We start from the raw sequence: 11,774 nt of genomic DNA on the forward strand, positions 1-11,774 counted from the left end.
ATTATCTGATTTCCGGCCCGTCCGTGCGGTCGTCGGGGACGAAGTTATTTCTTGCCGGCATTTTGACTTTTGGCAGGTTCTTAGCATTCAATGTCACTTTTTCATCCCATAACCCATTGGCATTAAGCAAAAAAGCAGTCAGGCTGTACACTTCCTGATCCGTCAGGGAACCGGGTTGGTTGAAGGGCATAGCGCGGCGGATGTAATCAAAAACGGTTGTGGCGTATGGCCAGTAAGTGCCAATCGCTTTGATCCGCCTTACGTCTGTCCGCCTGGCATCACTTGCGGCGCCTGTGCTTTTGCCGGTAGAATCCGGCGCTGCTACTAGGCGGTCATTAGGACCTTCGGTTCCGGTTGCTCCGTGGCAGGCTGCACATTTTAACGCATAGATTTCCCTGCCCTGTAACACATTGCCCTCGCCCGCAGGCAATCCCTTTCCGTCGGGCGAGATGTCAATGTCCCATGCTGCAATTTGTATTGCAGAAGCTTTTCTGCCGAAGCCGAAGCTTTTAGGCCAGTCGAGGGTGTCGCCGGCATTTTTTTTAGTGTTATCAAAATGATTTTCGCGCTTCACAGCGGCTACCAGCAATAGCATGGCCAGGATCGACCATATGCCATATCTAATCGTATTTTCCCGCATTTAATGTACTTTTTGCCAGAACGTAAGGCCTCTTAACCCTGTCCAGAACTACGTAAATCGAATCTTTATTTTCATTAATCCCGCTTAAAATCACGCGAGAGCCGTCTTGTGTGGTGTAATTCAAAATCATTCGGTTGCGCTTGTCGCGGCGGGGCTTTGCTGCAAACTCCTTATCGCGCCGGGCCGAGTAAGCAATAGGATCGATCATTTTATTCTCATCCCCGATACGCGCCAGCGCGGCTTTGCTGATCCAGTTTTTATCCGCACGATCGCCTTCGCCCCGCGCCTCTTTGCTTTTTTCAGCACGGCTTGGTTGCGGTTTTTGCTCCTGCCCTACTCCGTCCCTGGCGCCGCCTTTCGCATATTTATCTCTTAAATACAATGTATGCGCAATGGTATCTGCAAGATAATGATAAACCCGCTGCCCTCCGGCCGTGCCCGTAAGTTCAAATGTGCGTCCGATGTCACGCATCGGCGCGCCGCCGCCATTGGAAAGGTCCAGCGGTTGCGGCTTGTTCACCTTGAAAGTCAGCGTAGTCCAGTTCTCGAAAGTAGCCCATTGCCACCGAAGCGTGTCTGTGGGTGAATACGGAATGGTTTGATTATTGATTTTGAATTCTGTGACATTGTAATTTCCACGCAATGTTTTCACCCCGGCAGTGGATGGCTGCTTATAAGGATCGTATTTGAAATTGACGTATTGTAAATAAAATAAATGCACGAGGAATAGGCCGAATACACCAAATTTTAACGCGTATCGTATGTATTTTCCGGTCTTTGAAAAGAACGGGTAAATGTTGTTTGGGGCTGTGAAGCGTTCTAGGACGATGAGGTTCCAGAGTTTTGGGGTGTCTTTGATTAGTAGAAACGCGGCTAGCAGCACGAAGTAGGAACTGTAAACATGCACGCCGCCGTCGTATGCGAAGTTTACATAAACAATATCCCCTAATGCGCCCAGCAGCAGTATAGCGCCCAATGTGGTTGTCCCCCTGAAAAACAGTAAGATCCCGGCGGCAAGTTCTACAACGCCCGCAAACACCTGGTACCAGGGAACAATGCCGACCGAAAGCCAGTAAATCTTCTGCAATGTGAAATCACCGAAATTCGTATTCAGCAACCCCAGCGAAGGGTATGGCATCTGTGTAGGCAGCAATTTGGTGAAACCGAAGCCAATAATGCCGATCCCCGCCCGGTAACGCACCACCACCCGGAGCCAGTAATAAAGCTGATTGTAATTGGCGGGCTGGGGCTTGCGCAACCGGTCTATCCCCGTCCAGATCAGCCCGACGACCGTTGCAGCAAAGAATGTGATGATCCAGGTGGCATAACCGTTAAGCGGACTTCCGAACAGGGTGCGGCCGAAGATATCGAGACCGCTGCCGAACCTGGCAATGTCGTACACATCGCGGTAATGCAGCCGCGTCCATTCAAAATTGAACAGCGCTGTATACCATTCTGCACTGTTCGGAATGCTCATGGCGATGAAGAAAACAAAAGCGATGCGGAACAGCGTTTTCTGCCACTCGGGCCATCTTGCTGATTCGCCACGCTCGTCGGGTTGCACGTCCGCAGGCCTGGACTCTTCAACCACGGGCAATTCTGTTGCTGTATTTAATTTGATCGTTGACAACATATTCGATTCGGTTTTGACCAATGATTAAAGTTTGAATTCTCCCCGGCGTCCCACTTTCTGAACTTCCTGGAACAAGTATTTTTTATTGATTTTTTTCAAAGCCACATACAGCGAGTCGTTTGATTTACCCACCCCCGAAAGCAGGATCGTTGTTGAATCGGGCCGGGAGTAATGCAGTGTCAATCGGTCCGAAGCATCCACTTTGTTGGTCAGCTTCAATGTTTTTGATGCCGGATCATGCTCGTAGCTGTAATAATGTCTGCCTCCCGAGCCTGCCTGCTCGTAGTTCCGCCTGGCGTCATCGAAATCAATGTGCTCCACATTGGCTGAATCGATCACTGCCGGTGGCGATGAACGGATGCTTAATGTGGCCCAGTTTTCAAAAACAACATCTTTCCACCTTACCGGATCGAGCGGCGAGTAAGCAAGCGTGTCGCCGTTTAGGACAAACTGCTCAACATTATAAAGTCCGGCGGCTTGGGCTAACCCTGGCTTGGTTGGGTATTGATAGGAATAATTATGATATCCTGCATAACTTTTATAACCATAAATGACCACGAAAAACAGGACAAATGCCCCTTTAAAAGCAATGCGGGCCTGTTTGATATTATTTTGCGTAAAAACAGGTTTGAAACGGTTCGGAAAAGTCGGCTTTCCGAGGGTGAGCAGATTATTGAGCCGGTTGGCATCAAAAGCAAACAGGAACAATGCCAATACAATCAGGTAAAAACTATAAATGTACTCCCCGCCTTCATATGCGAGATTTGAAATAAACACATTGCCCGTAAACGGAATAATGATCAGCGTGGCCAATGTGGTGGTGCGACGGTGCAGTAAGAGCAAACCGCCGGCCAATTCAACCAAACCCAGAAAAGACTGATAATCAGGCACTACGCCCAGGCTTAATGCAAATAATTTCCATGCGCTAAAATCGCCGTAAGCCGTGTTCAGATTACTCAGGGAAGGCGGCGGCGCCTGTAAAGGGAAAAATTTGATAAAACCGTAAGCTATCAACCCCGCCGCGAGCCGGTAACGGACGATTACGCGCAGCCAGTAATAGAGCTGGTTGTATTCTTTCTTGTCCTTATCCCTGTTGCCCCAGACAATGCCTCCCACAATCGCGATCAGTAAGATCACCGCCCAGTTGGCCCAAGTGTCCGGCCCGGAGAAAAAGCGCAGCTGATATCTCGAAAGCTCGAAAATATCCCCATAAGTAAGGTTGAGCCAGTTTATCTGAAAAACCTGGCGATAGAATTTCCAGTCAAGCGGAACGCATTGAATGACAAAATAGATGAATGCAATGCGGAATAACACTTTTTCAAACGGCTTCCATTCACCGGGAGCAGAAGCCACGGCCCCGCCGGAGCGGACCTGGGCTTCATAAATAGCTGCGCTGGACATAAGGTTTTGATTTTGGATTAATAACCTGGATTTTGTTTCAATGCTTTGTCGATCAGAAGCTGTTCGGCGGGCACCGGAAGCAGTAACTTACTTTCGTCGGTGATGTTCAGGACCTGTGTGGCCCTGCCTGTGCGCACAAGGTCGAACCAGCGGTCGGGTTCCAGGGCAAATTCGATCCGACGCTCATTTTCGATTGCCAGCAGCAATGCAGCCTTGTTTGCGGCGGTGAGTTTTGCGATCCCGGCGCGTTCACGCACTGCATTCAGATCGGCCAAAGCGCCCGTGAGGTTTCCCGTCTGCGCCCTTGCCTCAGCGCGGATCAGGTATAGTTCTGCAATGCGGATCACGAATGTCGGGTCCGTGGCCGGGCTGCGGTAATACAAGTTTCCGTACCATCTTCCCTGGTTGTCTTTGGCCACCAGCGCGCTGCGGTTTCCACCGACTTTCGGATCATTGGCCAATGCTACAAAAGCGTCATTAGGCGCCCACTGCCGCGTTCCTCCTTTTTCCTGAGGCTGCCATTGTCCGCGATGGCTGTTGGTTTCATTGATATTGTAAAAAATCTCAAACACCGATTCGGTTGTCCCCCTGGCATCATTGGCAAAAAATGCATTGTAAGGCTTCACAAGCTGATAGTTACCTGCATCGGCGATAATCTTGTCGGCATATTCAGCTGCCTTTACGTAATCTTTTTGGTATAAATAAAACCGCGATTTCAGCGCCCACACCGTTTTGCGCGTGGCCCGGAAACGGTCCGTTGTTTCCGCAAGAAGCGGTTCAGCGGCATTCAGGTCAGCTAGTGCCTGCGCATAAACTTCTTCCTGCGAACTGCGCGCAATGCCCCGGTTGTCCTGTGGCGTTAAGGTAGGCTTGGTAATGATCGGCGCGCCGCCCCATATCCTCGCCAGATCGAAATAGGCAAACGCCCTGAGGAAATAAGCCTCTCCGATGATCTTGTTACGTTGCGCTTCGCTCAATGAAGGATCTTGCACCGCAGGGACTTTATCCAGCACGTGGTTCGCCCGGTTGAGCATGCTGTAAATGCCTGTCCAAACCGAAGAAACAGTCGGGTTCTCGGCATTAACCCGGTGATTGATAAACTCTTGTACCTGTGATTGCGAGCCAGTCCATTGAATGTTATCACCTGATAAATAGCCGATGGATTGCAGATTTACGCTATAATAGCTTCTGAATGAGTCATATGCTCCGTTCAGAGCAGTTTCCGAAGACGCTTTGTCGACAATGGTTTGCTGATCGGAAATGGATGCTTTGGGTTGGACATCCAGGAACTGGTCGCAGGATGTCAGGAGCAGCAAAAACGCGAGTACGGTGGTATGTTTAAATGCTTTCATGTGGGTAAATTTTAGAATGTCAGGTTAACGCCAACCAGAATGCTTCTGGGCTGCGGCGGTGTGCCGAGGTCGATGCCTTGTTCATTTTGCGCGCTGGAAGAGCTCGATTCAGGATCCAGACCAGTGTATTTTGTGATCGTGAAAAGGTTGCTTCCGGTTACGTAAAGGCGCAGTGAAGAAATCCCGCGCACCGGAATCGTGTAGCCAATGGCAAGCGAACGCAGCCTGATAAATGACCCGTCTTCCAGCCAGCGACTTCCGCCATCCCGATAGTTATTGACATTCACACCATCCGGGCGGGGCACATCCGTGATGTCGCCGGGCTTTTGCCAGCGGTCGTTATTGCTGGCAAAAATGATCCGCGCCGCATCGCGCGCACCGCCGCCCTCGCCGAAAAATTTGTTATGGTTATAAACCTTATTCCCATATTGAAACGCAAGGAAAGCATTGATATCGAACCCTTTGTAAGTAATGCTATTGGTAAGTCCGCCGAAAAATTTAGGCCATATGCTGCCGTTGATCTGGCGGTCGGCAACGGTGATCTTGCCATCCTTATTAACATCTTCATAAACCGTGTTGCCTGTCTGCGGATCAACATACAGCTGCTTGTAAACCCAGAAGGAATAAAGCGGCTGGCCCTGTTGTAACAGGATCAGGCTGCGGCTGCCATATTCGAGCGGATTTTCCAGCTTTTCGATCTTGTTGATGTTTCGGGCAACATTGAAGCTCGTAGTCCAGGAAAATGTATTGTTCTGGAAATTCACCGAACGGATCGCCAGCTCAAATCCTTTGTTGCTGATCTCGGCCGTGTTGCTGCGATAATTGGCAAAACCGGTTGTGGCAGGCAGTGTGAGTGATAGCAGGCCGTTGCTGGTGTATTTGCTGTAAACATTCACTTCGATACCAAGCCTGTCGCCAAAGAAGGCAATGTCTGCACCCGCATTAAACTGGCTGGTCCGCTCCCATTGCAGATCCGGATTAGCAAGTTGCTGCGGCGCAATGCCTGGATTGCCCTGGTAAGGAGAGCCGCTGCCCCAAAGGCCTAATGCTGCAAAACTGCCCAGACCATTCTGATTTCCGGTAACGCCATAGCTTGCGCGGATTTTCAAATCGCTTAGCACGGCCACATTTTTGAGAAAATTCTCCTGCTTAACCCGCCATGCTCCACCCACCGAAGGAAAATAACCCCATCGCCTGTCGGCACCAAAACTGGAAGAACCATCCGCACGAATGCTGAAATCGATCAGATATTTGCCGCCGTAATTGTAGTCGATGCGTGAAAAGAAGGATGCAAGGTTCTTTTTAGACCAGCTGTTGGATCCCGTAGTTGTAGCTGCGGAAGAGATCAGTTTGAAAGAATTACTCGCAAAACCACGTCCCGTTGAGGTTGTTCCGGTGTTCAGATCGCTTTGAATGGTGTTACCGATCAGGATGCCGAAGCTGTGTTTGGTGCCGATTTTCTGTCGGTAAGTAAGCGTTTGCTCGTTAATCCAGGTCGTAGCCTGCCCATTGTTTGCCGTTGCCAGCCCGTTCGGGCTTCCGGAAATGAGGAATGTGTTCCAGTATTCATTTTCGTCATAATTGTTGTAATCCAATCCCCAGCTTGTGCGGAATTTGAGGTTAGGAAGGATATCAGCCTCCGCATACAGGTTGCCAATGTATCGCAGGCTCACAGACTTGACATCGTAATGCTGCAAAAGCAGGCTAACATTGTCAAATCCGGCCCGGCCCACGAGCTCACCGTTTTCATTTGTTGGCGACAAATAAGTAGGCGTATGCAATGCAGCCTGCAGAAGCCCACCCGCCGGGCCATCGCCGGCGCGTGCCTGGTTACGGAATGTGCGGGCAAAACTGTTGCTCACCCCAATCTGCACTTTGTCCGAAATCTTCTGATCCAGGTTAACCTTGAAACTGGCGCGGTTGAAATTGATCGGTTTCAAAATCGATTCCTGGCTGTTGTAGCCTCCGCCGATGTAATATTTCGTTGTTGCCGTCCCGCCCGAAACGGACAAATCGTAGTTCTGGACGGGCGCCGTCTGGAATATTTCGCCTAGTCTGTCATACGTTTTCTGCTCTTCGGGCAGGCCGCGGCCGCCTTCGGAAGCGGGGCGGAATGGTCTGTTCGCCTCTGTCCGGTTTAAGGATGGCGTATCTTTTCCGATGTTGACCCACCACTCGTTCACGAGTTGTGCGTGCTCCGGGCCGGTGGTCAGGTCCCATAGTTTTTCCGCTTTGGCAAGGCCATAGGAAGCATTCACGCTGACCTTTGCTTTTTGGTTGTATTTGCCTCGTTTGGTGGTGATTAGGATTACACCGTTCGCACCGCGCGAGCCGTAAAGTGCCGTGGCTTCGGCGTCGCGCAGGACTTCCAGGCTTTCAATGTCATTCGGATTAATGTCGGCAATCGGTGAAGTTGCTTTCCCACCGGTTCCTATGGTCTGCATGCTGTTGCTGTTCATAAATACGCCGTCAATCACATACAACGGGTCATTATCACCATTGATGGAAGTGGCCCCGCGCACGCGGACGGTAACCGCTTCGCCGGGAACGCCCGTGTTGGATGTGATTTGCACGCCCGGCACTTTGCCTTGCAGCTGCGCATCAAAGCTCCCCGCCGGAATGTTTTTCACATCCGTAGGATCTACTTTTGTGATGGAACCAATCACATTTTTACGTTCCTGTGTGCCGTATCCCACCACCACAACCTCATTCAGCTGGCGCTGATCGGATGCCAGGGTGATGGACAATTTGCCTTTGTTACCCGGTTTTATTTCCTGCGTCGCATAGCCGATGTACGAGACAACAAGGACTGCATCTGCCTCAGCATCAATGTTAAATCCGCCTTTTGCATCGGTGGTGGTCCCGATATTGGTCCCTTTCAAATGAATATTAACGCCCGGCAGCCCTTCTCCGCCAGCGTCGGTCACATTGCCCTGAACTTTCCCCTGACCCTGCTGCTGGCTGTAACCGGCCAGGGTAAAAAGCAGCATAGCCACAGTTGTCGCAGTTTTGATAAGGCGACCTGCCTGTTTACCGGGCGATGGCTCCTTTTTTGTAAAAAACATACATTCGAGTCGTTTAAGTAATGAAATATTTGCCTTAGTATATAGATTAAATAGTCTATCAGAATCGATAAAAGCGGATATAGCTGTCTTTTGAACAGACCGCATGGGTCTTCAAAGCTTGTTATCAACTTTTATGGGAATTACTTTTCAGCATCCACTTAGGCCGAGGAGGCTTCCATGAATGCAGGTTTAAATATTTACTTTTCTTCAAAAGCGAATATCTAATGCGAGATCTTACTGGTGGTAATAAGATTACTCTACTAACTTAATAGACAAATATTATGTAAATATTTTATCCGTGCAAATGTGGACGAAATAAAGTGTAAAAAAAATTTTGCCCACTGGTCGTAGCCCTAAGTTTTCGATCATTATTTGCATTTTAAGCCGCTTTGGAGGTATATTATCCTGAAATCACTAAACCCATGAAAATAGACTTATCCATGACCCGGCGTGAAATGCTTGGAATAACCGGCATGGCCGGTTTGACCGCATTAACGGGCTTTCCTGCCGGCGCGGCCACGCACGCTGCACCAAAACGGCCACGCATTGCCTGCCTCGTTACATACTGGGGCGCCACCAGGTCGCACGCCGACTGGATCATCACCAAGCTGCTCGACGGCTACTGGTGGCAAGGTGCTCACACTCCCTCGCGGGTAGAAGTTGTATCCGTTTATATCCACCAGTTTGATACAAGTTTACTCGGCCAAAAAATATGCAAGGCCAAGAACATTCCTATTTTCAAAACAGCCGGCGAAGCGGTTACACTGGGCGGAAAGGAACTGGCAGTGGATGGCGTGGTGATCGTGGGCGAGCACGGGGAATATCCTACCAATCTCAAAGGACAATGGCTCCTGCCGCGCTGGTGGATCTATGAAAAAGTGATCCGGGTTTTTGAGCAGAGCAAGCGCTCTGTGCCGGTTTTTAATGACAAACACCTTTCTTACAGTTGGGACGAAGCCAAATGGATGTTCGATAAATCCCGTGAACTGAACTTCCCGCTCACCGGCGGCTCTTCCATACCGGTCTACTTCCGCAAGCCTGAAATAGAACTTGATATAGACACGCCTTTGAAAGCATCGGTGGTGATCGGCGGTGCTCCCGATGAAGGTGCCCTTTTTCATTGTGTAGATGTATTGCAGGCTTTTGTTGAGCGACGAAAGGGTGGCGAAACTGGCGTAAAGTCAGTACAATGCATACGCGGCCCGGAAACGTGGAAGTGGACCGAACAAAACCCCTGGGCGGCCGCATTGCTGGAAGCGGTGCGTAAAAGCTTTGACCTGAAACAGGGACACTTTCAGGAGATCGGGAAACCGAATGTCTGCATCATTGAATACAATGATGGCACAAAAGCAGCAGTGTATTCTGGCCAGGGTGTGGGCTGGACTTTTGCCGGGGACATTGAAGGTCGTAACGAACCAGCCATTATGTCGATGCTAGACTGGCCCGGCCCGTTTTCTCAATATCATGCGTCCAATGCACAGCCGCATTGGATTACCGAAATGATGGTGACCGGAAAAGAACCATTCAACGCCGAACGGCTGCTTTTGTCAACCGGCATCACTGCTTATAATATGGAATCCAACTGGGAAAACGGCAAATATTCAGCCATAGGACGCCGCATTGAGACGCCATTTATGAACATGCGATACCGCTCCACACACGGAGCGCAGTTCAGCACAGGCCAGCGACCGCCGGATGTCCCTTATATGCGGGGGTTTTCGGAGTGAATTTTGAATGAGTGAATGAGTGAATGAGTGAATGAATGACCGAATCAACATAACAATGAATCGTAGAGACGTTATCAAAAGCCTGACCCTTTTACCCGCGGCAGGTGATATTTTATTAAAGCAGCCGGCTGTTGCTTCACAGCATACTTCATTGCCCGATCTGCACCGGGATGCGTTTGTAATGGATGGGCATACGCATGTAATGAGCCGGGAGCTGATCCTGAAAACCGACATCGGCCAGCGTTACAAGGATGGTACGGTGGATCTTCCCCGGGCAAAAGAAGGCGGCGTGGATGCGATGTTTTTTTCGGTTTATACCCCTGAAAACTATTATCCGGGAAGGTTTGAGATCAAAAATACTTTTCGTGTCGTAAACCTTGCGCTGGACCAGATTAAAAAGAACCAGGCATTGATCGAGCTCGCGCTTAATGCGTCCGACATCGAGCGTATTAATAAAAAGGGTAAAATAGCCGCATTCCTGGATCTGGAAGGCGGTTACGACCTGCACGGCGACCTGGATCTGCTGCGCGCACTTTACAAACTGGGCTTACGCTCCATGCAGCTGACTGCGCATAGCACTACAAATGCTTTTATTGATGCCTGCAATGACGTGTACACCTGGGGCGGCATTAATGCACATGGAAAAGCGGTGATCAGGGAAATGAACGATCTCGGCATGGTCATTAATGTGGCTCATGCATCTAATGATGCCATTATACAGTCGGCGGCGGCGAGTCGGCATCCGGTCATTTACAGCCACGGCGGTTTTCACAAGATCGTTGATCATCCGCGCTGCATTACAGACGAAGCTGCAAAAGCAATCGCATCAAAAGGCGGCGTTATCGGCGTGCATTTCGGCAGCCTTTTCAATAACCCGAAATACTGGGCCTGGCAAAAACCGAACAATCCCGTCAAAGTGCAGCCAAGTCCGCAGCCGAAAATACCACGCATCCTGAGCGTCCGGAATACGAATCAAACCATTGAAGACGTCGACAAGGAATTCGCGCGTGAGTTGCCGTTCACTTTCAACGGGACCATTCCAGACGAATACTGGATGCATGTTGACCAGCTCGCCAAGGTCATTGACTATGGAGTTAATTTGGTTGGTGAAGACCACATAGCACTGGGGTCCGATCTGGACGGCGGCCCCGAGTTGCCCCGTGAAATCAAAGACATCAGCGACTTCCCACAGATCACCATGGCTATGCAAAAACTAGGTTACACCGACCAGCGGATCAAAAAGATCCTCGGCCTGAACTGGCTGCGCGTCATCCGGCAGGTGACGGAGGGGAAATAAGCACACATTCAATCACTTATTCTAATTTTTAATGTTCATAAATGGAAACCAGCAGCCTGTTAAAGCAAATCGAGTTCATTAAGGAAGTGGATAAGCTTAAATACATCCTCCGCAAAACGAAGCTTTTCAATAGCGACCGGAATGAGAATGACGCCGAACACAGCTGGCACCTGTCGCTGATGGCCATTATCCTGGCCGGGCATGCCAACTCCGACATTGATCTGCTCCGGGTTGTTAAGATGCTTCTGATCCACGACATTGTTGAGATAGATGCGGGTGATACTTTTATTTATGATGCGCAGAAAAACCACACCAACACCGACGAAGAAAGACTGGCTGCAAACCGGATCTTCGGGTTATTGCCGGAGGGGCAGGCGACGGAGCTGATCGCAATCTGGGAAGAGTTTGAGGAAGGGCAAACCCATGAAGCAAAATTTGCACGGGCTATGGACCGCCTGGAACCCCTGCTTCAGAATACTTCCAATAACGGCGGCACCTGGGCTGAGTTCGGCGTCAGTTATGAAAAGGTGTATGCCAAAAAGCAGGTCATTCAGCAGGGTTCCGAATCGATCTGGCAGTATGCCGAGCAACTGATCAATGACAGCGTTGAAAAAGGGATTTTGAAAAAATAGGTCAGTAAGCTGATCCTAGTCGCTAAA

At 50.0% G+C, this 11,774-nt stretch carries 8 protein-coding genes; 3 read left to right on the forward strand and 5 right to left on the reverse strand.

Features of this window, described 5'->3' with window-relative positions; all coding sequences use genetic code 11:
- Window position 1: 1 nt before the first annotated feature.
- Genes NFI80_RS07965 through NFI80_RS07985 form a run of 5 tightly spaced genes read right to left on the reverse strand, consistent with a single transcriptional unit; the run spans window position 2 to window position 8,016 of the window.
- The gene (locus tag NFI80_RS07965) at window positions 2–640 is read right to left on the reverse strand and encodes a c-type cytochrome (protein ID WP_235163526.1); all 639 of its coding nucleotides are present in this window, start codon (window positions 638–640) and stop codon (window positions 2–4) included.
- Window positions 621–2,273, reverse strand: a complete 1,653-nt coding sequence (locus NFI80_RS07970; protein ID WP_235163525.1) for a hypothetical protein — start codon at window positions 2,271–2,273, stop codon at window positions 621–623. Before NFI80_RS07970 ends, NFI80_RS07965 begins: the two co-directional genes overlap by 20 nt.
- A 24-nt stretch (window positions 2,274–2,297) precedes the next feature.
- Window positions 2,298–3,674 carry a DoxX family protein gene (locus tag NFI80_RS07975; RefSeq protein WP_235163524.1) on the reverse strand — a complete coding sequence of 459 codons (1,377 nt, stop codon included), beginning with the start codon at window positions 3,672–3,674 and terminating at the stop codon, window positions 2,298–2,300.
- A 17-nt stretch (window positions 3,675–3,691) separates the two neighbouring features.
- The gene (locus NFI80_RS07980) at window positions 3,692–5,026 is read right to left on the reverse strand and encodes a RagB/SusD family nutrient uptake outer membrane protein (RefSeq protein ID WP_235158996.1); all 1,335 of its coding nucleotides are present in this window, start codon (window positions 5,024–5,026) and stop codon (window positions 3,692–3,694) included.
- Between the two features lie 11 nt (window positions 5,027–5,037).
- Window positions 5,038–8,016 carry a SusC/RagA family TonB-linked outer membrane protein gene (locus NFI80_RS07985; RefSeq protein ID WP_374759645.1) on the reverse strand — a complete coding sequence of 993 codons (2,979 nt, stop codon included), beginning with the start codon at window positions 8,014–8,016 and terminating at the stop codon, window positions 5,038–5,040.
- Window positions 8,017–8,513: 497 nt separating this feature from the next.
- Between NFI80_RS07985 and NFI80_RS07990 the strand changes: the two genes are divergently transcribed.
- The 3 genes from NFI80_RS07990 to NFI80_RS08000 are packed head-to-tail and all read left to right on the forward strand — an operon-like array spanning window position 8,514 to window position 11,747.
- Window positions 8,514–9,818 carry a hypothetical protein gene (locus tag NFI80_RS07990; protein ID WP_235163522.1) on the forward strand — a complete coding sequence of 435 codons (1,305 nt, stop codon included), beginning with the start codon at window positions 8,514–8,516 and terminating at the stop codon, window positions 9,816–9,818.
- A 55-nt stretch (window positions 9,819–9,873) separates the two neighbouring features.
- Window positions 9,874–11,115, forward strand: a complete 1,242-nt coding sequence (locus tag NFI80_RS07995; RefSeq protein WP_235163521.1) for a dipeptidase — start codon at window positions 9,874–9,876, stop codon at window positions 11,113–11,115.
- Between the two features lie 41 nt (window positions 11,116–11,156).
- Window positions 11,157–11,747, forward strand: a complete 591-nt coding sequence (locus NFI80_RS08000) for an HD domain-containing protein (protein WP_235163520.1) — start codon at window positions 11,157–11,159, stop codon at window positions 11,745–11,747.
- Window positions 11,748–11,774: the final 27 nt, after the last annotated feature.

This window comes from Dyadobacter chenhuakuii (genome assembly GCF_023821985.2).
GTDB lineage: Bacteria > Bacteroidota > Bacteroidia > Cytophagales > Spirosomataceae > Dyadobacter > Dyadobacter chenhuakuii.